Genomic DNA, 25,131 nt, shown 5'->3' with positions numbered 1-25,131 from the left:
TCCCCCGGACGGGGGGCCGCGGCGCCGGCCGGGCTTGTCAGCCGTCGGTGAAGGTCTCGCCCCGCCCGGCCTTCCGCACCAGCAACTCCGGGGCCGCGAAGCGTTCGCCGTAGGCGGCCCTCAGCTCCTCGGCGCGGGCGAGGAAGCCGGCCGGTCCTCCGGGGTAGCCGTTGACGTACTGCAGGACGCCACCGGTCCAGGCGGGGAAGCCGATGCCCAGGATGGAACCGATGTTGGCGTCGGCGACGGAGGTCAGCACACCCTCCTCCAGGCAGCGGACGGTGTCCAGCGCCTCGACGAAGAGCATGCGCTCCTTGAGGTCCTCGAAGGGGACGGCCGCCGCCTCCGGCCTGGTGAAGTGCTCCCGCAGTCCGGGCCACAGGCCCGCGCGCTTGCCGTCGGCGTACTCGTAGAAGCCGGCGCCGCCGCTGCGTCCGGTGCGTCCGAACTCCTCGACCATGCGGTCGATGACGGCGTCGGCGGGATGCGGCTGCCAGGTGCCGCCCGCCTCCTCCACGGCGCGCCGGGACTCCTCGCGGATCTTGCGGGGCAGCGTGAGCGTCAGCTCGTCCATCAGGGAGAGCACCTTGGCCGGGTAGCCGGCCTGGGCGGCGGCCTGTTCCACGGTCGCGGGGTCGACGCCCTCGCCGACCATCGCCACGCCCTCGTTGATGAAGTGCCCGATGACGCGCGAGGTGAAGAAGCCCCGCGAGTCGTTGACGACGATCGGGGTCTTGCGGATCTGCCGGACCAGGTCGAAGGCGCGGGCGATCGCCTCGTCGCCGGTGCGGGCGCCCTTGATGATCTCGACCAGCGGCATCCTGTCGACCGGCGAGAAGAAGTGCAGGCCGATGAAGTCCTCGCGCCGCTGCACGCCCTCCGCCAGGAGCGAGATGGGCAGGGTGGAGGTGTTGGAGCACAGCAGGGCATCGGGGGCGACGACGCCCTCGATCTCCTGGAACACCTTGTGCTTCAGGGCCGGATCCTCGAAGACCGCCTCGATGACGGCGTCGCAGCCCGCCAGGTCCTGCGGGTCGGCGGTGGCGTGGATCCGGGCGAGCAGCTCGTCCCGCTTCTCCGGGGTGGTACGGCCCCTGGCCACGGCCTTGTCGAGGAGCCCGGCGGAGTACGCCTTGCCGCGCTCGGCGGCCTCGGCGCTGACGTCCTTCAGGACGACCTCGATGCCGGCCTTCGCGCACGAGTAGGCGATGCCCGCGCCCATCATGCCGGCGCCGAGCACGGCCACCTTGGTGACGGTGCGGGCCGGCACGTCCTTGGGGCGGCTGGCACCGGAGTTGACGGCCTGCATGTCGAAGAAGAAGGCCTGGATCATGTTCTTGGCGATCGGGCCGGTCACCAGCTCGGTGAAGTAGCGGGCCTCGATGGCGAAGGCGGTGTCGATGTCGACCTGGGCGCTCTCCACGGCGGTGGCCAGGATGTTGCGCTGCGCCGGGTAGGGGGCGCCGGCGAGCTGCTTGCGCAGGTTGGCCGGGAAGGCGGGCAGGTTGGCGGCGAACTTGGGCGTGCTGGGGGTGCCGCCGGGGATGCGGTAGCCCTTGGCGTCCCAGGGCTGCGCGGACTCGGGGTGGGCGTCGATGAAGGCGTGTGCCTTGGCGAGCATGTCGTCGTGGCCGGTCGCGACCTCGTGGACCAGCCCGTTCTCCAGCGCGCGCCGCGGGTCGTACTGGTTGCCCTGCAGCAGCACCTTCAGCAGCGCGTCGGTGATGCCGAGCAGCCGCACCGTGCGGACGACCCCGCCGCCGCCGGGGAGCAGGCCGAGGGTGGCCTCGGGCAGGCCGATCTTCGAGCCGGGCGCGTCGAGCGCGACGCGGTGGTGGCAGGCGAGCGCGATCTCGTAACCGCCGCCGAGGGCCGCGCCGTTGACGGCGGCGACGACGGGCTTGCCGAGGGTCTCGATGCGCCGCAGGTCGCGCTTCATGCCCATGCCGGCCTCGAAGATCTGCGGGGCGTCCTCGGGCCCCGCCTTGATCATGTCCTTCAGGTCGCCGCCGGCGAAGAAGGTCTTCTTGGCGGAGGTGACGATGACACCGCGGACGGAGTCGCGTTCCGCCTCCAGGCGGTCGGCCACGGCCCGCAGGGACTCCCTGAAGGCCTGGTTCATGGTGTTCGCGGACTGGTTCGGGTCGTCGAGGACGAGGGTGACGACGCCGGTCCCGTCCTGTTCCCAGCGGATGGTGGTGTTCGTCGGAAGAGCGGTCATGTTCGGTCGGCTCCGTAGCGGGGTGCGGGACAGCGGGTCAGAGGCGCTCGACGACGGTGGCGATGCCCATGCCGCCGCCGACGCACAGCGTGGCGAGTCCGTACCGCTGGTCGCGGCGTTCCAGTTCGTCGACGAGGGTCCCCAGGATCATGGCGCCGGTGGCCCCGAGGGGGTGGCCGAGCGCGATGGCGCCGCCGTTGACGTTGACCTTGTCGTGGCTGAGGCCCATCTCGCGCATGAAGCGCAGGACGACCGCGGCGAAGGCCTCGTTGATCTCGACGAGGTCGATGTCGTCGACGGTCAGCCCGGCCTTGGCGAGCGCCTTGCGGCAGGCGGGCGCGGGGCCCGTGAGCATGATGGTGGGGTCCGAACCGGAGACGGCGGCGGAGACGATGCGGGCGCGCGGGGTCAGGCCGAAGCGCTCGCCGGTCTCACGGTTGCCGATGGCCACCAGTGCGGCGCCGTCCACGATGCCGGAGGAGTTGCCCGCGTGGTGGACGTGGTCGATCCTCTCGACCCAGTGGTACTTCTGCAGCGCGACGGCGTCGAAGCCGCCCGCCTCGCCGATCGCGGCGAAGGACGGCTTGAGCCCGGCCAGGCTATCCGCGGTGGTGCCGGGCCGGATGTGCTCGTCGCGGTCGAGGACGACCAGGCCGTTGCGGTCGACGACGGGGACGACGGAGCGGTCGAAGCGGCCCTCCTTCCAGGCCTCGACGGCGCGGGCCTGCGACTCGGCGGCGTAGGAGTCCACGTCGTGGCGGCTGAAGCCCTCGATGGTGGCGATGAGGTCGGCTCCGACGCCCTGGGGCACGAAGCCGGTGGTGTAGCTGGTCATCGGGTCCATGGCCCAGGCGCCGCCGTCGGAGCCCATGGCGACGCGGGACATCGACTCCACGCCGCCCGCGAGCACCAGGTCCTCCCAGCCGGAACGGACCTTGGCGGCGGCCATGTTGACGGCCTCCAGTCCGGAGGCGCAGAAGCGGTTCTCCTGGACGCCGGCCACGGTCTCGGGAAGCCCGGCGGCGATGGCGGCGGTCTTGGCGATGTCGGAGCCCTGGTCGCCGATCGGGGTGACGACACCGAGCACGATGTCGTCGATCGCGGCCGGGTCGAGGCCCGGCAGGCGGCGGCGCAGTTCGTCGATGAGACCGGTGACCAGGTCGATGGGCTTGGTGCCGTGCAGGGAGCCGTTGGCCTTGCCGCGCCCGCGCGGGGTGCGGATGGCCTCGTAGACGTAGGCGTCGGTGCTCAACGTCGGATGCCTTTCGATGAGGGTGTCGGTGTCGTGCCGGGTCGGATCAGCCGGGCGGCGAACGGCCGATGGTCTCCTTCATGATGCCCGTCGTGCCGCCGTAGCCGGTCCGGACACGTCCGCCGGTGACGGCCGGCGGTCTCCCGGAACGCCGCCTGCCCGGGCGTGAAGAGGTCGCGCCGCATGCTGGTGCCCGCCTTCCGCCGGTGGCCCCGGCTACGGGAGCCGGTCCCCGGCCCGTTCGACGAGGGGGGCGGGCGTCGCGGCCCCGGGGACGCAGACCGGAAGGTCCCAGTCGCGGGCGACCTCCGCGGTGTGCGCGCCGGGCAGGGCGGGCGGCCGCCGCAGGGCGCCTGGGGTCGCGGAGAAGCGCGGGGCGGGAGCGGGCTGGGTGATGCCGCCGGTGCCGGCGAAGGTGCCTCGGGCGGCCAGGTGGGGATGGGCCGCGGCCTCGGCCAGCGACAGCACCGGAGCCGTGCAGGCGTCGCTGCCCTCGAAGACCTCTGTCCACTCCCGGCGGGTACGGGACGCGAAGCGGGCCGCGATGAGCGTGCGCAGTTCGTCCCAGCGTCCGAGGTCGCCCCGGTCGGGCGCGTCCTCGGGGAGGCCGAGCAGCCGGACGAACTCCGCGTAGAAGGCCGGTTCCAGGGCGCCGACGGCCATCCAGCCGCCGTCGGCGGTCTCGTAGACGGCGTAGTAGGGGCAGCCGCCGTCCAGCAGGTTGGCGCCGCGCCGGTCCTGCCAGCCGCCGGCGGCGACCATGCCGCGGATCATCGCGCCGAGGTGGGCCACGCCGTCGACGACGGCCGCGTCGACGACCTGGCCGGTGCCGGTGGCGCGGGCGTGGTGCAGAGCCGCGAGCACCCCGGTGACCAGGTAGAGGGAGCCGCCGGCGTAGTCGCCGAGCAGGTTGGCCGGGATCGCGGGCGGTCCGTCCCCGGGGCCGATCATCCCCAGCGCCCCGGCGACGGCGATGTACCCGATGTCGTGCCCGGCGCGCGGGGCGAGCGGCCCGTCCTGGCCCCAGCCCGTCATGCGGCCGTAGACGAGGCGGGGGTTGCGGGCGTGGCAGGCGGCGGGACCGACGCCGAGGCGCTCCGCGACGCCGGGGCGGTTGCCCTCCAGCAGGACGTCGGCGCGGGCGGCGAGGTCCAGGACCAGCCGGACGCCCTCCTCGCTCTTGAGGTCGGCGACGACGGAGCGCTTGTTGCGGTTGGTGACGTCGTGGGCCGGGTCGACGCCGAGCCGGGAGCCGCCCGGCCGGTCGACGCGGACGACGTCGGCACCGAGGTCGCCGAGCAGCATGGCGGCGAAGGGGGCCGGGCCGATGCCGGCCAGCTCCACCACGCGCACACCGGCGAGCGGCCCGCCGGCGGACGCCGATCCCCCCGGTCGTTCTGCCCGTCGTTGTGCCGGTCGATCGCCCGCTCGTTCGCCCGGTCGCGTTCGCGCCTCGGTCATCGGGGCCTCCGGCTTCGCGGCGAGCATGACAGTATTGCTGTAACACTGGCGATGCTATGGATGCGCGATGCCGATGACAAGGGCCGCAGCCCCGGCGGGCCGCGGTTCGTGTGAGGATCACCGCCATGGAGGAGGCACAGTGGCACAGGTGACGGACATGGCGCCGGCGGACGAGACCGTACGGGTGAGGCAGCTCTGGCAGGGCCTGGGCCTGCCGGGAATCGTGGACGTGCACACCCACTTCATGCCGGACCGCGTGCTGGCCAAGGTCTGGGCGTACTTCGACTCCGCCGGTCCGCTCACGGGCCGGCCGTGGCCGATCGCGTACCGCACCGACGAGGACGAGCGGGTCGCCACGCTGCGGGCGTTCGGAGTGCGCGCCTTCACCTCGATGCTCTACCCGCACAAGCCCGCGATGGCCGCCTGGCTGAACTCCTGGTCGGCCGGCTTCGCCGCCCGGACGCCCGACTGCCTGCACACGGCGACCTTCTTCCCGGAGCCGGAGGCGCCGGGCTACGTCCGGCAGGCGCTGGAGGCGGGCGCCCGGGTCTTCAAGTGCCACGTGCAGGTCGGGGCCTTCGACCCCAACGACCCGCTGCTCGACCCCGTCTGGGGACTGCTCGCGGACGGCGGCGTCCCCGTGGTCACGCACTGCGGGTCGGGGCCCGTCCCCGGCCGCCACACCGGTCCCGGCCCGATCGCCCGGCTGCTGGCCCGGCACCCCCGGCTGCGGCTGGTCGTCGCGCACATGGGCATGCCGGAGTACGGGGCGTTCCTGGACCTCGCCGAGCGGTACGAGGGCGTGCACCTGGACACGACGATGGCGTTCACGGACTTCAGCGAGGCCGACGCGCCCTTCCCGCCGCCGGAGCGCAAGCGGCTGGACGGCCTCGGTGACCGCGTCCTGTTCGGCAGCGACTTCCCCAACATCCCGTACGCGTACCCGCACGCCCTGCAGGCGCTGACGCGGCTGGAACTGGGCGAGGCGTGGACGGGGGCCGTCCTGTACGGCAACGCCGCCCGCCTCTTCGGGATCCCGGCGTGACGCCGCCCGCGCGGCCCGGCGGGCCCGGGACGATCACCACGCCGCGGCTGGTCCTCGAACCGCTGCGGGTCGGTCACGCGCGGGAGATGGCCGACGTGCTCCGCGACCCCGGGCTGCACGAGTTCACCGGCGGCACCCCGTACGACGCGCCGGGTCTGCGCGCCCGCTACACCCGCCTGGTCGCCGGCTCCGGCGACCCCGCCGTGTCCTGGTGGAACTGGGTGGTCCGGCTGCGCGCGGAGGACCGCCTCACGGGCACCGTGCAGGCGACGGTGGCGTGGGAAACGCCGGACGGCACGGTCGCGGAGGTCGCCTGGGTGACCGGCACCCCCTGGCAGGGCCGCGGCATCGCCACCGAGGCCGCCGCCGCCCTCGTCGCCCGGCTCGCGGCGCTCCCCGTGGACCGCGTCGTCGCCCACGTCCACCCCGGTCACCTGGCGTCCCGTTCCGTCGCCGCGGCCGCCGGCCTCGCCCCCACCTCCGTCGTCGTGGACGGCGAGGTCCGCTGGCAGCGCGACGTCACCCGGCCCGGCGGGGCGCAGGGCGGCTGACCCGGCCCGGGGCGCCGCACTCCGGCGCACCGGCATCCCGGTACTCCGCCACGACGACATCGGCGGCCCGCCACGGGCGCCGTTGCGGGCGGCGGGGGCCGCCGTGATGAAGGATGTCCCCGCCCGGGACATCCGGTACATCCCGGATGTCCGCCCCACGTCGCACGGGAGGTACGCCCGCATGGCGCCACGTCCGCACTGGCTCTTCGGCGACCAGCTGGGGCCGCACTTCCTCGACCCCGGCGCGCCCGTGGTGATGATCGAGGCGCGCTCGGCGTTCGCCCGGCGCCGCTCGCACCGGGCCAAGGCCCACCTCCTGCTGTCCGCGATGCGGCACCGGGCGGCGGAACTCGGCGACCGTGTGCGCTACGTGCGGGCAGGCACCTATCGCGAGGGGCTGCGCGAGGCAGCCGGTGACGCGCGGGTGACGGTGTGCCGGCCGAGCTCGCGGGCCGCGCTGCGGCTGGTGGAATCGCTGGACCGGGTCGAGGTCCTGCCGGACCGCGGATTCCTGGTGTCGCGCGAGGAGTTCGCCGGATGGATCGAGGACCGCGGCGGAGCACGCCTGCGGCTGGAGGACTTCTACCGCTGGGTGCGCCGCTCCCACGACCTGCTGATGGACGGCGGCGAGCCGGCCGGCGGCCGCTGGAACCTGGACCACGACAACCGAGAACCCCCACCGCGGGGCCGGGACGACCTCGGGGTACCGCCGCCCTGGCGGCCGCAGGAGGACGAGATCGACGACGAGGTCCGGCGCGACCTGGACCGCTGGGAACGCGAGGGCCGGGTCCGCTTCGTCGGCCGCGACGGCCCGCGGCTGTTCCCCGTCACCCGGCGCGAGGCACTGTCGGCACTTCGCTCCTTCGTCGCGCACCGGCTGCCGGAGTTCGGGCGGTACGAGGACGCCATGCTCGCCGGGGACCCGGTGATGAGCCACAGCCTGCTCTCCGCCCCCCTGAACCTCGGGCTGTTGCACCCCGCCGAGTGCGTCGAGCGGGCAGAGCGCGCGTTGCGCTCCGGCGACGCGCCGCTGAACAGCGTGGAAGGCTTCGTCCGGCAGATCGCCGGATGGCGCGAGTACGTGCAGCAGGTGTACTGGCACTTCGGCGCGGACTACCGGCACCGCAACGAACTGCGCCACCACACGCGGCTGCCGCGCTGGTTCCTGGAACTGGACGCGGACGCGGTGCGCGCGCGCTGCCTGTCGACGGTGCTGGCCCAGGTCCGCGACACGGGGTGGACCCACCACATCCCCCGGCTGATGGTGCTGGGCAGTCACGCGCTCCAACACGGCTGGGATCCGGAGGAGTTGACCGACTGGTTTCATCGCTGCTTCGTCGACGGCCACGACTGGGTGATGGCGCCGAACGTGGTCGGGATGTCCCAGTACGCCGACGGCGGGCTGATGACGACCAAGCCGTACACCTCGGCCGGCGCCTACATCCACCGCATGAGCGACCTGTGCGACGGCTGCGCCTACCGCCCCGCCGAACGGACGGGCGAGCGCGCCTGCCCGTACACCACCGGCTACTGGTCGTTCGTGCACCGGCACCGGGATCTGCTCGCGGCCAACCACCGTACGGCGAGGGCGGTTCGGGGTCTGGAGCGGCTGGGAAACCTGCCCGAGGTACTGGCGTTGGAGGAGGAGCGCGGGCGATGGGCTCCGTGACGGTGCGCAACCTCGGGCGTGCAGCGGGTACCCGTACACAGGTGCCCCTTGGCGATACCTACGAAAGAGAGTCACTTCGTCACTCTGCGTAGTGAACTCAATGCACTTCAGGTACGTATAGTTACCTGCGTCACACCAGTTACAGGGAACGGTTCGGGGCACCACGTGAGTCTCATACGTAGGGCCGCAGTTGGGCACAGGAGCTGGTTGCTGCCCGACGCGCAGGAGAGTGAGGAGAAGCCATGCGACCGTTCGCGCTGATTCATGCCCGGCCGGCCACACCCGAAACATTCGTAGCGCCGTACACCTACGATTCCGCCCTGCAGCTGAACGTGCTCCCCGACGGACGCCCCGTCATCACCGACCGCGCGCTGCTGCTCGCCACGGCAGCCACCGTCTCCACCGCCGGCTCCAAGACGCACTTCGACGACTGAGCACCCCGAACCCCCATGACCGTCCTGATCCTCACCTCCCCCGAGGACGTGACCGCCGACCTGGTGGTGGCGGCGCTGCACGACCGCGGGACGCCGGTGGTCCGCCTGGACCCTGCGGACCTGCCCGGCGAGGTCTCCATGTCCGCCGAGTACGTACGCGGTGACGTACGCGGGTACCTGTCGGTCCAGGAGCGCATGGTGAGCATGGACAGCGTGCGCTCCATCTGGATCCGAAGACCCGGCACACCCGGCGCCGGCGCGGCGGAGCAGTCCGAGTGGCTGACCGCCGAGGCCGGCGCGGCACTGTACGGGGCGCTGCGCTGCGTGCGGGCCCGGTGGATGAACCACCCGGCCGCCGCGGCGCAGGCCCGTTACAAGCCATGGCAGTTGTTCACCGCGCACCACTCGGGGTTCGCGGTGCCCGCCACGCTCATCACCACCTTCCCGCAGGCGGCACGGGAGTTCGCCGAGCAGCATCCGCGGCTGGTCGTCAAGGCGGTCTCCGGCACGCACCCGGGCGATCCGCCGATGGCGCTGCCGACCACGCTGGTCGCCCCGGACGCCGACTTCTCCGCGGTCGCGGCGGGGCCGACGCTGCTGCAGCAGTACATACCCAAGGCCGCCGACATCCGCCTGACCTGTGTGGGGACGGGGTTGTTCGCGGCCCGCAAGAAGTCCGGTCCCGACCAGGTCGACGGCCGGTTCGACAGCCCCGAGGACGCCGACTGGGAGCCCGTGGAGCCACCGGTGCGCATCGCGCGCTCGGTGCGGGAGTACATGGCCGCGGCCGGACTCGCCTACGGGGCCTTCGACTTCGCCGAGGACACCGACGGGACCTGGTGGTTCCTGGAGTGCAACCAGGGCGGCCAGTTCGGCTTCGTCGAGCTGGCGACGGGGCAGCCCATCACCGCGGCCATCGCCGACTGGCTGGCCGGCTGTCAGGACTCCCGCACGCCCCACGGGGAGCCGTAGGAGGTCAGCAGGTCGAGGAAGGGACGCGGGGCCAGGGCCTCGGGACCGAGGACTCCGCTGCCCGCCCAGATGCCCGCGGCCATCAGCTCCAGGGCCACGACGGGGTTGACGGCCGTCTGCCAGACGACGGCCTGCGAGCCGTACTCGCGCATCGACCACTGGTTGTCGACGACGTGGTACAGGTACACCTCGCGCGCCCGGCCGTCCTTCGTCCCCTTGACCCACGTTCCGGCGCAGGTCTTGCCGTGCATGCGCTCCCCCAGCGTCGCCGGGTCGGGCAGGCAGGCGGCCACGACGTCCCGCGGGCTGACCCGGACCGGCCCCCGGTCGCTCTGCACGGTGACGGGTCCGGTGCGGTCCAGGCCGAGCTGGTGGAGGGTCCTGAGGGTGCCGATGAACTCCTCCCCCAGGCCGTACTTGAAGGTCACACGTCCGGCGTCGACCCAGCGCGGCATCAGGAGCACCTCCTCGTGCTCGACGTTCACACAACCGACGGGCCCGATGCCCTCCGGGAAGTCGAAGACCTCGGGCTCGCTGAAGGGCTCGGTCGTGAACCAGCCGCGTGCGGCCTCGTACACCACCGGCGGGTTGAGGCACTCCTCGATGGTGGTCCAGATGCTGAACGACGGCGCGAAGTCGTAGCCGTCGACGGTGAGGTTCGCGCCGTCGCGCACCCCGATCTCCTCGATCGTGTCGAACAGCTCGTCGGCGGCGTAGCGGGCGAAGACGTCCGACAGGCCCGGCTCCACACCCATCCCGACCAGGGCCAGCCGTCCGGCCTTCTCCCACTCGGCGGCCCGCTCGAACTGGGCGTCGCCGAGCTTGACCCCGCACTCCTCGTAGGGGTGCTCCGGGTGCGGTCGGGACAGCGACATCGCCATGTCGAGGTAGTCGGCGCCGGCGGCGAGGGCGGCGCCGAACAGGGGCATCACGAAGCGCGGGTCGGTGGCGTTGAGCAGGACGTCGCAGCGCCGCTCGGTGAGCAACGCGGTCACCGCGGCCTCGTCGGAGGCGTCGACGGCGGCGGCGGAGAACCGGCCGGTCCCGTCGTCCACGGCCGCCACGGCGGCCTCGGCGCGGGCGAGGTCCCGGTCGGCGACGACGATGGCCTCGAAGAACGAGCGACGGGCGGCGATCCGGGTGATGGCGGTACCCACCCCGCCGGCTCCCACAAGCAGTACACGCATGGCTGTCAGGTCTCCGTTCCGAGGCGGAGGCGCCTCTGCCCAGGGATGAAACGCCGCCCCGCGACGTATGGTCAATGGTGTTGGCATAAGCTCGGCGCTGCGCGAAGGGAGGGGCCCGTGCCCAAGAGGGTCGTCCAGGAGGCGGCACGCCGGCGCCGCCGCCCCACCAGGAACGGGGCGGTGCTCTCGCACCGGCTGATCGTCGACACCGCGCTGCGCATGCTGCACGAGCACGGCTCGGCCGGGCTGACCGTACGGCGGCTCGGCACCGCGCTGGGCGCCGACCCGAGCACGCTGTACCGCTACTTCCGCGGCGTGGACGACCTCACCCTGGCCATCGCGGACGACCTGATGGGCCGGGCGATGGAGGGCTGGGAGTCCACCGGCGCCTGGCGCAGCGACCTGCGCGGCCTGGGGCTGCGCATCCACACCGCCTACCTCGCCCACCCGCAGGCGGCGGTGCTCACCGCGAGCCGGGTCTCCGGGCGCGCCCACGAGACGGCGGCCGACGAGGCGGTCCTGGGCATCCTGCGCACCGCCGGGTTCCCCGACCCCGCCGCGGTCGCGATCTACCAGGCCTTCATCGACCAGGCCCTGGCCTTCGCCGCGCTGGACGCGGCGACGCTGGCCCTCCCAGAGGCCGCCCGCGCCGCCGACCGGGACGTGTGGCGGGAGACGTACGCGCGGCTGCCGGCGCGTACCCATCCGCACATCGCGGCCACCGCCGGCCTGCTCGTCGCCCGCATGAACCGCAGCGCCTACCCCACCGCGCTCGACATGCTGCTCGACAGCGCCACGGCCCGACTGGCGGCGTCGCGGCAGGACTGAGGGCCCGTCTGCCGTTCACCTCGACTCCGCATACTGGAGGGCCGGACCCGCCCGTGACCTGCGGGGGTCCCGGTACGACGGAGTGTGGGGTTGGTGAAGGTGCGGGATCCGGTCGTGGTGGACGAGGAGGCACTCGCGGACGCGACGGCCGAACGACCGCGGCATGGGTCGTGCGGGCTCGGCGCCCGGCGCCCGTTCAAGCGCGGCCGTACGGAGTGTGGGACATGACACGCTCCCGGACGAACCGGCCTGCGGCGACGGGACCCCGGCGGCGCGCGGCGGTGTCGCGCCTGGCGGTCCTGCTGGTCCTCGCGGTCTGCGCCGTGGGGCTGTACGCCGTGACGGCCGGGCGGAACGCGGGCGAGCGGACTGCTCCCGCGGCCGCCCAGCACGGACCGGCCGCCTCCGCCGTGCCGTCGCCCGCCCCCACCCGGACGGCGAAGCCGAAACCGGCCCGGTCGCAGGTGCCCGAGCACGGCGACGGCAGGTTCACCAGCGCCCCCGGAACCTCGCGGACCCTCGGTCACGGCACCCCGCTGCGGTACGGAGTGGAGGTCGAGGACGGCACCGGCTTCTCCGCCGCCTCGGTGGCCGCGGAGGTCGACCGCATACTCGCCGACAAGCGCGGCTGGACGACGGCCGGCGCCGCCTTCCGCCGCGTCGACTCACCGCCGTACGACTTCCTCGTGCGCCTGGCCACCCCGGACACCACGGACGCGCTGTGCGCCGAGTACGGCCTGGACACCGGCGGCGAGGTGAACTGCAGCGGCGGCAAGGACGTCGTGGTCAACCTCAAGCGCTGGGTGCTGCTGAGCCCCTACTACAAGGGCCGCCCGGCCGAGTACCGGGCCCTGATCATCAACCACGAGGTCGGCCACCGCCTCGGCCGCGGCCATCGTGGCTGCCCCGGCCACGGGCGACTTGCCCCGGCGATGATGCAGCAGATCAAGGGCCTCCACGGCTGCACCGCCAACGCCTGGCCTTACGACCGCCACGGCCACGCGATCACCGGCCCCGCCGTCCCGTGACCGCCGTCCCGTGACCGCCCGAACACCGGAGGTCCGCGTCCTTCCCCGTGCCTCTGACCGGCCGGTGGCGCCTGGTGCCCAGCGGGCCATCGATGCCGCGCAGCGGGGGTCCTCGACCCGTCGAGCACGAACCCGCCGGGCTCCACCCGCCCCCGGCCCAGCCGCCGGGGCCCGCTCGGCACGGCCGCCCGGCGGCTCGCTCAACTCCGGCCTGTCGCCACCCCCGGCAGGCACGCGATGACGCACACCCGCCTCGCCCCGTCATCCGGCCGGCCGCGCCATGCCGTACTCCGACGCCCCGTGACGCCTCCCCGGGCTGAACCGCCGAGCGCGACCGCGCCCCTCCCCATGCCCTCGTTCCCGTCGGCATCTCGCCGCCCCGCCGCTGTACCCGCCTACCAGGCCGGTGGTCGCTCTGCGGGTCGCCTCCCCTGCCCGGCGCGGACTCCGGCCGGACTCGGACCGCCTCAGAGGCCCTCTGGCGCACGGGGCGCCGCGCCGGTTTGCTGGGGTGCGGACCGCTCTGCCCGTGCCCCGCCGTCGAGCCCAGGACAGGACGACATGCCCGCGGAGACCACAGCACAGCCCGAGGACGCCGCTGCGGACGTCCTGCCCGTTCCCGGCCCGCGAGGTCTGCCGCTGATCGGCAGTCTGCCGGCCTTCGCCCGCGACCCGCTCGCCTTCTTCGTCACGCTGCGCGGGCACGGCGACCTCGTGCGCTGGCGGCTCGGCCCGCAGCGTGCGCTGTTCCTGTCCCGGCCGGAGCACATCGGCGAACTGCTGACCGGCGTGGAGACCGTCTTCCGCCATCCCGAACTCGGCTGGGCGTTCAAGCTGGTGCTCGGGGACGGCGTGGTCACCAGCGAGGGTCCCGCATGGCGCCGCAAGCGGGCGCTGGTGCAGCCCGCCGTCCGCCCCCGTCAGGTCCGGTCGTACGCGGCCACGATGGCGGAGAGCGCGGCGGCCACCGCGGAACGCTGGTGCGCGGGCAGGCGCGTCGACGTGCGGCGGGAGATGCTGGCCCTCACCCAGCGGATCGCGGTGCGGACCCTGTTCGGCGCCGACACGGCGGGACGGGAGGACGTGATCGGCCGGGCGATGGACGTCGCCCAGCGCGCCATCGGCGACGAGTTCCGGGGCGTCACGCTGTTCCTGCCGCCGTGGGTTCCGACGCCGGGCCGAAGAAGACTCAAGGCGGCGGTCCGGGTCATCGACGCGGAGGTGGCCCGGGTCACCGACGCCCGGCGGCGCGGCGGCGAGGAGCGCGACGACCTGCTGAGCCGGCTGCTCGCGGCCGTCGACGAGGAGGGCCGCCCGCTCACCGACCGGGAGGTCCGGGACGAGGCGGTCACCCTCTACATCGGCGGCCACGAGACCACCGGCACCACCCTCACCTGGGCCTGGTACCTGCTCGCGCGGAACCCCGCCGCACGCGACCGGCTCACCGACGAGCTCTCCCGGGTGCTGGGCGACCGCGACCCGCGCTTCGACGACCTCAAGGACCTGCGCTGGACCGAGCAGGTCGTCAAGGAGACGTTGCGGCTCTACCCTCCCGTGTGGCTGATGACCGTCATCGCCAAGGAGGACTCCGTGCTCGACGGGCGGCCGGTCCCCGAGGGGACGGTGCTGTGGTCCAGCCAGTGGAGCGCGCACCGCGACCCGCGCTGGTTCCCCGCGCCCGGGGAGTTCCGGCCCGAGCGGTGGGAGGGCGAGGAGGCCGCCGCTCTGCCGGACCACGCCTGGTTCCCCTTCGGCGGCGGCGCGCGGGCCTGCCTGGGCGCGCGCTTCGCGATGGTGGAGGCGGTGCTGGTGCTGGCCACCCTGTCCCGGCGCTTCCACGTCGACGTCGATCCCGGCGAGATCCCCCCGCGCCCGGGCCTGACCCTGCAGCCGGGCCGGGAGGTGACCGCGACGCTGCGCGCCGTCTGAGCCGGCTGCCCCGCCGGTGCGGGTAGGCTCGCGACAGTGGCACAGGAACCCGACGGGCTGTTCCCGCTCGACGATGTCATGCCCCCGCGGAAGCCGGCGGCGGGCGGCGCGTCGTTCCGCGACTCCCCCGCAGCCGCACGCCTGCTGGACGTCGGCACCGTGTACGCCGAGCCGGAAGCGGCCGCCTCCCCGCGGGGGCGCGAGATCCTCGCCCGATTCCCGGACGCCGAGGTCGTCGAGGTGCCGTCGCACTGGCGGATCCCGGGCCTGCACGGCAACGAGGGCAACGCGGCACGCTGGGTGCGGGTGAAGACGCGGACCCTGGTCCTCGGGGTGAAGAAGACGCTGGCCGTCCGCCCCAACGGCCGTTCCGCCGACTGGATCGCGCCCGGCGCCTCCAACGGCTGCGCCATGGCCTGCGCCTACTGCTACGTTCCGCGCCGCAAGGGCTACGCCAACCCGGTCACCACCTTCACCAACATCGACCGGATCGTCGGCCGCATCGCCCGGCACGTCGCCGAGCAGGGCCGCAAGCCCGAGGCGAACCAGTGCGACCCGCGGGCGTGGGTGTACGACGTCGGTGAGAACGGCGACTGCTCGGTGGACGCCCTGATCTGCGACAACACCGCCGACCTCGTGGCTGCCTTCCGGCGGTGGCCCACGGCGAAGGCGTCCTTCGCGACCAAGTTCGTCAACCCCGACCTGCTGGGGTTCGACCCCCGCGGGCGTACGAGGATCCGCTTCTCGCTGATGCCGCCCGAGGACTCCCGACTGCTGGACGTCAGGACCAGCCCGGTGGCCGAACGGATCGCCGCCGCGGGCGACTTCCTCGAGGCCGGGTACGAGGTGCACTTCAACCTGTCGCCGGTCGTGGTGCGCCCCGGGTGGCAGGGCGCGTGGGCGGAGCTGTTCCGGCACCTGGACGACGTCCTTCCGGCGGCGGTGAAGTCCCAGGCAGCGGCCGAGGTGATCATGCTCACCCACAACGCCGGGCTGCACGAGGTCAACCTGGGCTGGCACCCCCGGGCCGAGGAACTGCTGTGGCGCCCGGGGCTGCAGGAGCCCAAGCGTTCGCAGAACGGGGACCTCAACGTGCGCTACCGCGCGGCGGAGAAGGCGGCGTCCGTACGCCGGCTGCTGGCGCTCGCCGCGGAGCACGCGCCGTGGCTCCGTGTTCGCTACGCCTTCTGAGGATCCCCGCGGAAGTTCCCGCCCACGGCGTGACGCAGCGCGACGGCCGTCTTCTTCGACGCCTTCGTCGTGCGGATGGCCATCGTCCCCGCGGTGCTGGCACTGCTGGGCCGGCGGGCCTGGTGGCTGCCAGGCCGGCTGGACCGGATCCTGCCGAACGTCGACGTCGAGGGCGAGGGGCTGCGCCCCGCCGACACGGCGGACGAGGTCGAGGCGCCGGGTCCGGCGGCCGAGCCGGAGCCCGCCCGCGCCTCAACCCCGCGTACGCACCGCCGCGTGCCCCGGCCCCGCCGCCTCCTGCGGCGGGGCCGGGGGCTGGGTAGCGTGGGGGCGGGCCGTACGAGCGCCGTACCGGCCGCGAAGGGACGGCACGCAGGTGCAGCAGGAATCGGCGGACTTCCCCGCCCTCGCCGCCCCCCGGGCGCAGGACCTGGCCGTGCTCGACGAGCGGCTGACCGGGTGCCGGGCCTGCCCGCGGCTGGTCGACTGGCGCGAGGAGACCGCCCGGGTCCGGCGCCGCGCCTACGCGGGGTGGGAGTACTGGGCCCGTCCGGTGCCGGGCTTCGGCCCGCCGGACGCCGCGCTGGCCCTGGTCGGTCTGGCCCCCGCGGCGCACGGCGGCAACCGCACCGGCCGGATGTTCACCGGCGACCGCTCCGGCGACGTGCTGTTCGAGGCCCTGCACGCCGTCGGCCTCGCCTCCCAGCCCACCTCCACGGAACGCGGCGACGGCCTGGAGCTGTACGGGGTGCGGGTGACCGCGCCCGTCCACTGCGCGCCGCCCGACAACAAGCCCACTCCGCGGGAGCGGCTGACCTGCCGCCCGTGGCTGGTGCGCGAACTGGAGATGCTGCGGCCCACGCTGCGCGCGATCGTCGTCCTCGGCGCGTTCGGCTGGCAGGCGCTGCTGCCCGTGCTCGGCGGCGCGGGGTACCGGCTGCCTCGCCCGCTTCCGCGCTTCGGGCACGGCGCGCACGTGGAACTGGCGGCCCCCACGGAGGGGGAGCCGCCGCTGCACCTGTACGGCTGCTACCACGTCAGCCAGCAGAACACCTTCACCGGGCGGCTCACCCCCGCCATGCTGCGCGAGGTCCTGGCGGCGGCCGGCGAGCGGGCCGGGCTGCCCGTGACCCGCTGAGGCTCAGCCCGCCGCGGGACCTGCGGCTCGGCCCGCGGCGCGCACGATCGCTCCGGCGACCTCGGGCAGCGAGTCCGGGTGGTCCTTGAGGAACAGGTTGGGCTCGATGAGCTCCAGCTCCATCACGCGCGGCGTGCCGTCCTCGGCGTCGACCAGGTCCACCCGGGCGTAGAGCAGCTCCGGCCTGCCCGGAACGGCGGCCAGCGCCCGCTCCGCGGCGGCCAGTTCGGCCTCCGTCGGAGTCCATGGGCGCACGCCGGGGTGGGCGACCTTGCGCTGGTCGTAGCGCGTGTCCGGGGAGAGCACGGCGTTCTTGGCGATGGCGTGCAGGAAGCGGCCGCCGAGGAAGACCAGGGCGCGCTCGCCGGTGGTGTCGATCCGCGGCATGTAGGGCTGGACCATGGCGGTGATGCCCTCGTCGTGCATCCTCGCCACGTGCGCCCGCGCCTGCTCGTGCTGCCCGGGGCGATATCGCGCGGCATAGCGGGCACCCGCGCCCGCCGCGGGCTTGACCACGAACTCGTGGTCCGCGGGCAGCCCGCCGGTGCCGCCACCCGGCGGCAGGTAGCGGGTGGCGACCGCGGGAACGCCGAGGGAGGCCAGCTCGCCCAGGTAGCGCTTGTCGCAGTTCCAGCGCACGACCGCGGGCGGGTTGAGCAGGGTGGTCGCGGCACCGCAGCGGTCCGCCCAGGCCAGGAACTCCCCGGTGCGCCAGGTGTAGTCCCAGGTCGAGCGTATGAGCGCCAGGTCGAATCCGGCCCATTCGACGTCCGGATCGTCCCAGTGCACGACCGCGGCCTCGGCGCCCGCGGCGGAGACGGCGTCCCGCAGCAGGGGCAGGTCGCGGTCGACGGTGCCCTCCGGGAGGTGCGCGGTCGTCACCAGGGCGATCCTCGGCTGCGGCACGGGGGCTCCTCGGGGTCGGGCGGGCGGAGATCTTTGCCGTCCCGCAGGCTACCCGGGCGGAATCGCCGGTGGTCACGGGGCCTGCGGGCGGGCTCGCGGCGGCGGTGCACAATGGGCGGCATGCCCAAGTCCCGCCCCGGCCGCCGTTCCGCCCCGCGCCCCCACACCCGCCCAGTGCCGCACTCCCCCGGCGCGTCCTGCCCCTGCGGGCTGGCCGCCGCGTACGGCGACTGCTGCGGCCGGTACCACTCGGGCCATGCCGCCGCCCCCACCGCCGAGGCCCTGATGCGCTCCCGCTACAGCGCCTACGCGGTGCGCGACGCGGCGTACGTGCTGCGCACCTGGCACCCGGAGACCCGGCCCGCGGAGCTGGACCTCGACCACCACGTGCGCTGGGAACGGCTGGAGATCCTCGCCACGACCGACGGCAGCGCCTTCCACAGCGAGGGCACCGTCGCCTTCCGCGCGCACTACGGCGTGCGCGGTGAGCACGAGGTGATGGAGGAGAACAGCCGCTTCGTCCGCCACGACGGCGCCTGGGTCTACGTGGCGCCCCTGCCCTGAGCCCCGAACCGCACTACAGGACAGCCGGGGGCGAGGAACGGAAGCGGGGAGGACGTCGTGGAGCGCGGGCCGTCGCTGGGGCGCGAATTCGGATGGCTGTGGACGGCGTACGCCACGAGCATGGCGGGCACGTGGTTCGCGCTCGACGCCTTCCCGCTCATCGCCATCCGCCTGCTGGACAGCAGCCCGGCGCAGGTGTCCCTGCTGTCCGCGGCAGGCCTGGCCGGTGCGGCGCTGATCGCGATCCCGCTCGGCTCCTGGGTGGACCGGCGCCGCAAACGGCCCGTGATGATCGGCGCCGACCTGCTCAGGTTCGCGGTCCTGCTCTCGCTCCCGGTGGCCCATCTGGCCGGGGTGCTGACCTTTCTGCAACTGGTCCTGGTGTCGATCGTCGTCGCCGCATCCAACGTCGTGTTCACCGCGGCGAGCGGAGCCTGCCTGAAGGCGCTGGTGCGCCCGGAACACCTGCTGAGCGCCAACGGCCGTTTCGAGTCGACGATGTGGACGGCGACGGCGCTCGGCCCGCCGTCGGGCGGTCTCGCCGTGGGGGCGTTCGGGCCCCTGGTGACCACCGTGGTGAACGCGGCCAGCTTCCTGCTGTCGGCGTTCGGCATCCGGGCGATGGGCGGTGAGGACGCGCCACCGGCGCCGAAGACGGCGCTGCCCTTCCGCCCCGGCGACCTGCTCGACGGCTGGCGGCGCATCCTGGGCCACCCCACCCTGCGCCTGCTGTTCTTCAACACCACCCTGGTCAACGGCCTGATCATGGCGACCGCACCGCTGCTGGCCGTCCTCCTCCTGCGCGACCTGGGATTCGCCCCCTGGCAGTACGGGCTCGCCTTCGGGGTGCCCTGCCTCGGCGGCCTGGTCGGCTCCCGGCTCTCACGGCGGCTGGTCCCCCGGTACGGGCAGCGCCGCGTGATGGTCGCCAGCGGGGCCCTCAGGGCCTGCTGGCTCGTCGGCCTGGCCTTCGTCCGGCCCGGCCCGTGGGGACTGGTGCTCGTCATCCTGGTCGAGTTCGGCCTGGTCACGTGCGTGGGGGTGTTCAACCCCGTCCTCGCCACCTACCGGCTCGAGCACAGCCCCGCCGACCAGGTCGCCCGCGTCCTGTCGGCGTGGTCCGTCACCAGCAGCGCCACCATCGCGGCGCTGACGGCGAGTTGGGGCCTGCTCGCCGCCGTCACCGGTCCCCGTACGGCCGTCGCCGCCGCCGGCGTCCTCATCCTGGGGACGGCCTTCCTGCTGCCCCACCGGCGGCGCCTCGCCGCCCCGGACCCCGTCCCCGCGGCCGACCGCGTCTGAGGCGGGCGAAGGAGGGGAGGACGGCCGGTCAACGCCCGGGGGAGGATGCGGCGCCGGGGCCGCCCGGCCGTACCAGGCCGGTCTCGTAGGCCAGGACCACCGCCTGGGCCCGGTCGCGCAACGCCAGCTTGGCGAAGATGCGGGCGACGTGCGACTTCACCGTCGCCTCGCTCAGCGTCAGCTCCGCGGCCAGTTCGAGGTTGGACAGGCCTCGGCCGAGCAGCGTGAGGACCTCCCGTTCGCGCGGCGTCAGGGCGGCGAGGCCGGCGTGGGCCGAAGGACCGTCCTGCGCGGCCCCCGCCCCGGAGGCGAAGCGCTCCACCAGCCTGCGCGTGATCGACGGCGCCAGCAGGGCGTCCCCGGTGTCGACGAGCCGCACGGCCGCCGCCAGGTGCTCGGGCGTGACGTCCTTGAGCAGGAAGCCGCTCGCCCCGGCCGACAGCGCCGTGTAGACGTAGCGGTCGAGGTCGAAAGTGGTGAGGATGAGCACCCGGCACTCCGGGATCTGCTCCAGGATGCGGCCGGTGGCCTCCAGGCCGTCCATGGTGGGCATGCGGATGTCCATGAGCACGACGTCCGGCCGCAGCCTGCGGGCCTCGGCGACCGCCTCCGCGCCGTCCGCCGCCTCGCCGACCACCGTGATGCCGCGCGCCGTGAGGATGAGCCGGAAGCCGGTCCGGATGAGCCTCTGGTCGTCGGCGACGAGCACACGCGGGGACGCCCCCTCCGCCGCCGTCACGGCCGGTCCAGCGGGATGCGCGCCCTGACCCGGTAACCGCCGCCGAGACGGCGCCGGGCGTCCAGGTCTCCCCCGTACACCGCGACCCGTTCACGCAGGCCCAGCAGCCCGCGCCCGGTGCCTTCCCGGCGGCGCGGAGCGGCGGTGGCCCCGGGCCCTGCTCCGGTTCCGGGCCCTGTTCCGGTTCCGGTTCCGGGCCCTGCTCCGGTTCCGGTTGCGTTCAGCACGCTGGGGCCGGTGTTGAGCACCTCGACGCGCAGCGCGCGCTCCGCGTACCGCACCGTCACCTCCGCCCTCCCTCCGTCACCGTGCCGGAGCGCGTTGGTCAGCGCCTCCTGGATGATGCGGTAAGCCGTCACGTCGACGCCCTGCGGCAGCGGGCGCGGCTCCCCGGCGACGCGCACCTCGACGGGCAGCCCGGCGAAGGAGACCCGGTCGACCAGCATCCCCAGCCGGTCGAGGCCGGGCTGCGGGGCCAGCGCCACGGCGCCGCCCTCGCCGGCCCCGTCCGGATCGCGCTCCCCGCCCTCGTCGTCCCCGCCGCCCGCGGACGGCGCCAGCAGTCCCAGCATGTGCCGCAGGTCCGTCATGGCGCCGCGCCCCGCGTCCTCGACCGACCGGAGCGCCGCCGCGGCCTCGTCCGGCATGGTGCCCAGCACCTCGCGGGCGGCCCCGGCCTGCACCACCATCAGGCTGACGTTGTGACTGACGATGTCGTGCAACTCCCGCGCGATGCGCTCCCGTTCGGCCGCCACCGCGGTGCGCGCGGCGCTCTCCCGCTCCCGCTCCAGCAGCCAGCCGCGCTCCCCCAGGGCCGACTGCCAGCGGCGCCGCGTGCGCACCAGGGCCACCGCCAGGCAGACGGCGACCGCGCACGCCACCCCCAGCGCCGCCACCAGCACGTCCGGCTCCCCGATCGCCACGGGTCCACCTTCGCAGACGATCAACACGGGCGCATCAGCCCCTGGATGCAGGGTTCTGCGTCCCCGGGATGAGATCCCCGCCAAGATGCCATCCGGGGAGGGATGTCCGGGCCGCGCCGGGCGCCTAGCGTCCTGTGCATGGTCACTGAGGACAGCAGCGGGAAGACGGTCGTACGACTCGACGGCGTACGCAGGGAATACGGCGAGACGACGGCACTGGACGGCGTGACGCTGGAGATCCGCGCCGGCGAGGCGGTCGCGGTGATGGGTCCCTCGGGGTGCGGCAAGTCCACCCTGCTCAACATGATCGCCGGTCTCGACCGCCCCACGGGCGGCACCGTGCTGGTCCACGGCGAGGACGTGGGGCGGTTGAGCGAGAAGGGCCTCGCCCTGTACCGGCGACGCCGCATCGGCATGATCTTCCAGTTCTTCAACCTCGTCGACGACCTGTCAGCGCTGGACAACGTCGCGCTCGCCGCCCAGCTCACCGGCACCCCGGCCCGTCCCGCCCGGCGCCGCGCCATGGAACTCCTCGAGGAACTCGGCATCGCGGACCGCGCCAAGGCCCACCCGGCCGTGCTGAGCGGCGGCGAACGCCAACGGGTCGCCGTGGCACGCGCGTTGATGAACCGGCCCGCCCTGCTGCTCGCCGACGAACCGACCGGCGCCCTGGACAGCCGCGCGGGCGAGCAGGTGATGGACCTGCTCCTCGACCTCAACCAGATCGGCCAGACGCTCGTCCTGGTGACGCACGACGAGCACCTGGCGCGCCGCTGCGCCGGCCGCCTGATCACCCTCGCCGACGGCCGGGTGACCGGGCAGCACACCCTGGAGCCGTCCGCATGAGGGCGGTGTGGCGGGCCGCGCGGGCGGCCGTACGGCGGCGCAGGCTACAGACCCTCGTCATCGCTCTGGTGACGCTGACCTCGACAGGGGCGATCGTCGTCGCGCTCGGACTGGTCGACGCGGCCTCCGCGCCGTTCGACAAGGCCTTCGGCGAGCAGCGCGGGCCCCATGTCGTCGCCGCGTTCGACCGGTCCGTGGCCTCGGACGCGCAACTGGCGCGGGCAGCGCGGGATCCCGGCGTCGAGGCCGTCGAAGGGCCGTTCCCCCGTGCCACGGTCGCGCTGCCGCGGGACACCGCGCAGTACGGGGTCTTCGGCGAGGTCACGGTCGTCGGCCGGGCGGAGCCGGGCGGCGAGGTGGACCGGCTCGACCTCTGGGCGGGCCGCTGGGCGACCGCGCCCGGCGAGGTAGTCCTCAACCGGCAGTCGGACTGGACCGCCGACGACCTGGGCAAACGGATCCCTGTCCCTTCCGGCCCCACGCTCACCATCGTCGGCTTCGCCTTCGACCTGAGCCGTACCGCGGACGCCTGGGTCGCACCCTCCCAGATCGACGCGCTGCACCCGGCCACCACGCAGCTGCTCCTCCGCTTCTCCGACGCGTCGTCGGACACCCGGCTCCGCGAGCGGATGGGCGCGGTGACCGCGCGGCTCCCGCAGGGCGCCCTCGCCGGCTCCGAGTCGTACCTCACGCTCAAGCACCGGATCGGCGCGGCGGCGCGGGCGTACGCGCCGTACCTGTCGGCCTTCGGCATCCTCGGCATCGTCGTGTCCGTGCTGATCGTCGCCAATGTGGTCAGCGGTGCCGTGATCTCCGGCTTCCGGCACATCGGCATCCTCAAGGCCCTGGGGTTCACCCCGGGGCAGGTGCTCGCGGTGTACCTGGCGATGGTGACCGCGCCCGCGGTCCTCGGCTGCGCCGCCGGCGTCGTCGCCGGGAACCTGCTGGCGGCGCCGTTCCTACGGTTCACGTTCACCGGGCCCGACGCGGGCGTCTTCCATGACAGCGTCGGCATCGCGCCGTGGGTGAACGTGCTCGCCCTGCTCGGCATGCCCGCCGTCTGCGTCCTCGCCGCGCTCGCCCCCTCGCTGCGCGCGCGCCGGCTCTCCGCGGCGCGGGCGATCAGCGCGGGCACCGCCCCGCGGACCGGCCGCGCCCTGGGCGTGCAGCGGCGCCTGGCCGGCAGCCGGCTGCCGCGCTCGGTGAGCCTCGGCGTGGGGCTGCCGTTCGCCCGGCCCGGCCGCAGCGCCCTGACGGTGGCGGCGGTGGTCCTGGGCGTGACCACCGTGACGTTCGCCTCCGGTCTGGCCACGACGATGACCCGGTTCGGCAACGCGGGCCGGGACGCCTACCAGGTCACGGTGTACGCGAGCGCCGTGCGGCACGGCAAGCTCGTCGGGCCCGAGCACTCCGACCCGGAACTCCACTCCCTGCTCGCCTCGTTGCCCGGCGCCGCCGGGATCACGGCCCGGGGGGACGTGGAGGTGACGGTCGCCGGTTCCGCCCGGAAGGCGATGCTCGAGGGCCGCCGTGGCGACGGACCCGAACTGGACAGCGTGCTCACCGAGGGCCGCTGGATGCGGCGGGCCGGCGAGGTCGTCGCTGGGACGGCCTGGCTCCGGCAGTCGGGGCTGCGGGTCGGCGACGAGGTGCGGTTGCAGAAGGGCGGGCGGAGCCAGGAGACGACCGTCGTCGGCGCGTTCATGGAGACCAACGGCGAACTGCTCGCAACCGACTGGACGACGTTCACGGCACTCGCCCCCGAGGAGAGGCCCATCGCCTACCACGTCAAGCTCCGCGACGGCACCGACCCGTCCGCGTACGCCCGCGCGGCCGCGGCCGCCGACCCGGGCGTCGACCCGGCGATCACGGGCCCGAACACCATCACCCAGACCGTCGTCGGCTCCGCCTCGGCGCTCACCACGATGCTGGCCGTCGTGGCGTCCCTCGGCGTCTTCAACACGGTCGTCCTCAACACCCGCGACCGGCGGCGCGACCTGGGCATGCTGAAGTCCATCGGCATGACCCCGCGCCAGGTCACGGTGATGATGACGACCTCGATGACGGCACTCGGCGCCCTCGGCTCCGTGCTCGGCGTCCCGCTCGGCATCTGGGCCTACGGGCAGGTCGTCCCGCGCATGGCGGACGCCGTCGACACCACCCTCCCCCCGTACATGACGGACGTCTGGCACCCGGCGGCCCTGACCGCCCTCGCCGTCACGGGCATCGCCATCGCGGTCCTCGGCGCCTATCTCCCCGCCCGCCGCGCGGCCCGCCTGACGATCGCCCAGGTGCTCCACAACGAGTGACGGCGCGAACGCGGTTCGTCCGCGGGTCACCACCCCGTGAGCCCCTGCCCCGGCGGCAGGGGCTCATGCCGCGGCCTGCGGCACCCGGACCACGGTCGGGAGCCGTGGCACCGCCCGCTCCCCGCACCGGCCTGTCACCGTGCGGAGTTGTGCCTTCCCACGGCGCGGCGCCGCTCGCCGAAGCGGACGCCGGGGTCACGGCCCGGCCGAGCACGCGCACGCCTCAGCGCGTACCGCGCAGCCGTTCCATGTCCCGCCGCTCGCGCTTGGTCGGCCGGCCCGCGCCGCGGTCGCGGAGGACGGGCGCCGGCATCTGCTCGGGGGTGGGCGGCGGAGGGCTGTTGTCGACGAAGCACTCCGCCGCGACGGGGGCGCCGACCCGCTTCCGCACCAGACGTGTGACGACGACGATCCGCTCGTGCCCCACGCCGCGCAGGCGCACCTCGTCACCGGGGCGGACCGCGTGCGCGGGCTTGACGCGCTCGCCGTTGACCCGTACGTGCCCGGCACGGCACGCGGTGGCGGCCATGGAGCGCGTCTTCGTGAGCCGTACGGACCAGATCCAGGCGTCGACCCGCACAGGGCCCTCGTCGTCAGCCATGTCACGACCCTAGCGCGCCCGGTTCCCGGAACGCG

At 74.1% G+C, this 25,131-nt stretch carries 22 protein-coding genes and 1 pseudogene; 15 read left to right on the top strand and 8 right to left on the bottom strand.

What is annotated here, in order from left to right:
- Positions 1-37: 37 nt before the first annotated feature.
- From B085_RS0130785 to B085_RS44305, 3 genes are all read right to left on the bottom strand, one after another.
- On the bottom strand, positions 38-2,221 hold the full coding sequence (locus B085_RS0130785; RefSeq protein WP_018562457.1) for a 3-hydroxyacyl-CoA dehydrogenase NAD-binding domain-containing protein: 2,184 nt from the start codon (positions 2,219-2,221) through the stop codon (positions 38-40).
- A gap of 37 nt (positions 2,222-2,258) precedes the next feature.
- On the bottom strand, positions 2,259-3,473 hold the full coding sequence (locus B085_RS0130780) for an acetyl-CoA C-acetyltransferase (RefSeq protein WP_018562456.1): 1,215 nt from the start codon (positions 3,471-3,473) through the stop codon (positions 2,259-2,261).
- A gap of 216 nt (positions 3,474-3,689) precedes the next feature.
- Positions 3,690-4,826, bottom strand: a complete 1,137-nt coding sequence (locus B085_RS44305) for a CaiB/BaiF CoA transferase family protein (protein WP_018562455.1) — start codon at positions 4,824-4,826, stop codon at positions 3,690-3,692.
- Positions 4,827-5,091: 265 nt separating this feature from the next.
- Between B085_RS44305 and B085_RS0130770 the strand changes: the two genes are divergently transcribed.
- The 5 genes from B085_RS0130770 (at position 5,092) to tgmB (ending at position 9,605) form a co-directional block, all read left to right on the top strand.
- On the top strand, positions 5,092-5,979 hold the full coding sequence (locus tag B085_RS0130770; protein WP_026251621.1) for an amidohydrolase family protein: 888 nt from the start codon (positions 5,092-5,094) through the stop codon (positions 5,977-5,979).
- A complete protein-coding gene (locus B085_RS0130765) occupies positions 5,976-6,530 on the top strand; it encodes a GNAT family N-acetyltransferase (RefSeq protein ID WP_018562453.1) in 555 nt (184 codons plus the stop codon). The genes B085_RS0130770 and B085_RS0130765 overlap by 4 nt, the downstream gene beginning before the upstream one ends.
- A gap of 181 nt (positions 6,531-6,711) precedes the next feature.
- Positions 6,712-8,199 carry a cryptochrome/photolyase family protein gene (locus tag B085_RS0130760; protein WP_018562452.1) on the top strand — a complete coding sequence of 496 codons (1,488 nt, stop codon included), beginning with the start codon at positions 6,712-6,714 and terminating at the stop codon, positions 8,197-8,199.
- A 242-nt stretch (positions 8,200-8,441) separates the two neighbouring features.
- A complete protein-coding gene (tgmA, locus tag B085_RS0130755) occupies positions 8,442-8,633 on the top strand; it encodes a putative ATP-grasp-modified RiPP (protein ID WP_018562451.1) in 192 nt (63 codons plus the stop codon).
- 15 nt (positions 8,634-8,648) lie between these two features.
- Positions 8,649-9,605, top strand: a complete 957-nt coding sequence (gene tgmB / locus B085_RS0130750; RefSeq protein ID WP_018562450.1) for an ATP-grasp ribosomal peptide maturase — start codon at positions 8,649-8,651, stop codon at positions 9,603-9,605.
- Here tgmB and B085_RS0130745 read toward each other — a convergent pair.
- Entirely contained in the window at positions 9,572-10,792 is a 1,221-nt protein-coding gene (locus B085_RS0130745) for a saccharopine dehydrogenase family protein (protein ID WP_018562449.1), read from the bottom strand. The two genes, tgmB and B085_RS0130745, sit on opposite strands and share 34 nt — an antisense overlap.
- A 117-nt stretch (positions 10,793-10,909) precedes the next feature.
- Between B085_RS0130745 and B085_RS0130740 the strand changes: the two genes are divergently transcribed.
- The 6 genes and pseudogenes from B085_RS0130740 to B085_RS0130720 all read left to right on the top strand — a co-directional run bounded on the left by B085_RS0130740 (position 10,910) and on the right by B085_RS0130720 (position 16,906).
- The gene (locus B085_RS0130740; protein WP_018562448.1) at positions 10,910-11,620 is read left to right on the top strand and encodes a TetR/AcrR family transcriptional regulator; all 711 of its coding nucleotides are present in this window, start codon (positions 10,910-10,912) and stop codon (positions 11,618-11,620) included.
- Between the two features lie 224 nt (positions 11,621-11,844).
- Complete coding sequence (locus B085_RS0130735; RefSeq protein WP_018562447.1) at positions 11,845-12,648, top strand: DUF3152 domain-containing protein; 804 nt, start codon at positions 11,845-11,847, stop codon at positions 12,646-12,648.
- 561 nt (positions 12,649-13,209) lie between these two features.
- Complete coding sequence (locus tag B085_RS0130730; RefSeq protein ID WP_018562446.1) at positions 13,210-14,577, top strand: cytochrome P450; 1,368 nt, start codon at positions 13,210-13,212, stop codon at positions 14,575-14,577.
- Between the two features lie 78 nt (positions 14,578-14,655).
- A complete protein-coding gene (locus tag B085_RS0130725) occupies positions 14,656-15,768 on the top strand; it encodes a spore photoproduct lyase family protein (RefSeq protein ID WP_078620158.1) in 1,113 nt (370 codons plus the stop codon).
- Between the two features lie 39 nt (positions 15,769-15,807).
- A pseudogene (locus tag B085_RS52020) lies at positions 15,808-16,017 on the top strand (hypothetical protein); the annotation flags it as partial.
- 127 nt (positions 16,018-16,144) lie between these two features.
- The gene (locus tag B085_RS0130720; RefSeq protein ID WP_018562444.1) at positions 16,145-16,906 is read left to right on the top strand and encodes a uracil-DNA glycosylase family protein; all 762 of its coding nucleotides are present in this window, start codon (positions 16,145-16,147) and stop codon (positions 16,904-16,906) included.
- Positions 16,907-16,909: 3 nt separating this feature from the next.
- On the opposite strand, the gene B085_RS0130715 is transcribed toward B085_RS0130720, so the two are convergent.
- Entirely contained in the window at positions 16,910-17,812 is a 903-nt protein-coding gene (locus B085_RS0130715; RefSeq protein WP_018562443.1) for a hypothetical protein, read from the bottom strand.
- A gap of 111 nt (positions 17,813-17,923) precedes the next feature.
- On the opposite strand from B085_RS0130715, the gene B085_RS0130710 reads away from it, so the two are divergent.
- Positions 17,924-18,376 (top strand): YchJ family metal-binding protein, encoded by a 453-nt coding sequence (locus B085_RS0130710; RefSeq protein ID WP_018562442.1) that lies wholly within the window; start codon positions 17,924-17,926, stop codon positions 18,374-18,376.
- Between the two features lie 57 nt (positions 18,377-18,433).
- Complete coding sequence (locus B085_RS0130705) at positions 18,434-19,678, top strand: MFS transporter (protein ID WP_018562441.1); 1,245 nt, start codon at positions 18,434-18,436, stop codon at positions 19,676-19,678.
- A 28-nt stretch (positions 19,679-19,706) separates the two neighbouring features.
- Here the strand turns inward: B085_RS0130705 and B085_RS0130700 are convergent, their stop codons facing one another.
- Together B085_RS0130700 and B085_RS0130695 are read right to left on the bottom strand one after the other, a co-directional pair.
- Positions 19,707-20,417, bottom strand: a complete 711-nt coding sequence (locus B085_RS0130700) for a response regulator (protein ID WP_018562440.1) — start codon at positions 20,415-20,417, stop codon at positions 19,707-19,709.
- A complete protein-coding gene (locus tag B085_RS0130695; RefSeq protein WP_018562439.1) occupies positions 20,414-21,340 on the bottom strand; it encodes a sensor histidine kinase in 927 nt (308 codons plus the stop codon). The genes B085_RS0130700 and B085_RS0130695 overlap by 4 nt, the downstream gene beginning before the upstream one ends.
- Positions 21,341-21,478: 138 nt before the next feature.
- On the opposite strand from B085_RS0130695, the gene B085_RS0130690 reads away from it, so the two are divergent.
- Positions 21,479-22,186 carry an ABC transporter ATP-binding protein gene (locus B085_RS0130690; protein WP_018562438.1) on the top strand — a complete coding sequence of 236 codons (708 nt, stop codon included), beginning with the start codon at positions 21,479-21,481 and terminating at the stop codon, positions 22,184-22,186.
- Positions 22,183-24,495, top strand: a complete 2,313-nt coding sequence (locus tag B085_RS0130685) for an ABC transporter permease (RefSeq protein WP_018562437.1) — start codon at positions 22,183-22,185, stop codon at positions 24,493-24,495. Before B085_RS0130690 ends, B085_RS0130685 begins: the two co-directional genes overlap by 4 nt.
- Positions 24,496-24,718: 223 nt before the next feature.
- Here B085_RS0130685 and B085_RS0130680 read toward each other — a convergent pair whose 3' ends face one another.
- Complete coding sequence (locus tag B085_RS0130680) at positions 24,719-25,096, bottom strand: RNA-binding S4 domain-containing protein (protein WP_026251618.1); 378 nt, start codon at positions 25,094-25,096, stop codon at positions 24,719-24,721.
- Positions 25,097-25,131: the final 35 nt, after the last annotated feature.

It is taken from the genome of Streptomyces sp. BoleA5, from assembly GCF_000373665.1.
GTDB lineage: Bacteria > Actinomycetota > Actinomycetes > Streptomycetales > Streptomycetaceae > Actinacidiphila.
Note: the sequence above shows the minus strand (reverse complement) of the source record. Positions and strands in the feature narration are given on the sequence as shown.

Bases quoted from the DNA above. Each gene is read 5' to 3' on its own strand.
- B085_RS0130725 (WP_078620158.1), top strand. From the start codon at position 14,656: ATGCCCCCGCGGAAGCCGGCGGCGGGCGGCGCGTCGTTCCGCGACTCC.
- tgmB (WP_018562450.1), top strand. From the start codon at position 8,649: ATGACCGTCCTGATCCTCACCTCCCCCGAGGACGTGACCGCCGACCTG.
- B085_RS0130710 (WP_018562442.1), top strand. From the start codon at position 17,924: ATGGGCGGCATGCCCAAGTCCCGCCCCGGCCGCCGTTCCGCCCCGCGC.
- B085_RS0130770 (WP_026251621.1), top strand. From the start codon at position 5,092: ATGGCGCCGGCGGACGAGACCGTACGGGTGAGGCAGCTCTGGCAGGGC.
- B085_RS0130745 (WP_018562449.1), bottom strand. From the start codon at position 10,792: ATGCGTGTACTGCTTGTGGGAGCCGGCGGGGTGGGTACCGCCATCACC.
- tgmA (WP_018562451.1), top strand. From the start codon at position 8,442: ATGCGACCGTTCGCGCTGATTCATGCCCGGCCGGCCACACCCGAAACA.
- B085_RS0130785 (WP_018562457.1), bottom strand. From the start codon at position 2,221: ATGACCGCTCTTCCGACGAACACCACCATCCGCTGGGAACAGGACGGG.
- B085_RS0130685 (WP_018562437.1), top strand. From the start codon at position 22,183: ATGAGGGCGGTGTGGCGGGCCGCGCGGGCGGCCGTACGGCGGCGCAGG.
- B085_RS0130735 (WP_018562447.1), top strand. From the start codon at position 11,845: ATGACACGCTCCCGGACGAACCGGCCTGCGGCGACGGGACCCCGGCGG.
- B085_RS0130730 (WP_018562446.1), top strand. From the start codon at position 13,210: ATGCCCGCGGAGACCACAGCACAGCCCGAGGACGCCGCTGCGGACGTC.
- B085_RS0130760 (WP_018562452.1), top strand. From the start codon at position 6,712: ATGGCGCCACGTCCGCACTGGCTCTTCGGCGACCAGCTGGGGCCGCAC.
- B085_RS0130690 (WP_018562438.1), top strand. From the start codon at position 21,479: ATGGTCACTGAGGACAGCAGCGGGAAGACGGTCGTACGACTCGACGGC.
- B085_RS0130680 (WP_026251618.1), bottom strand. From the start codon at position 25,096: ATGGCTGACGACGAGGGCCCTGTGCGGGTCGACGCCTGGATCTGGTCC.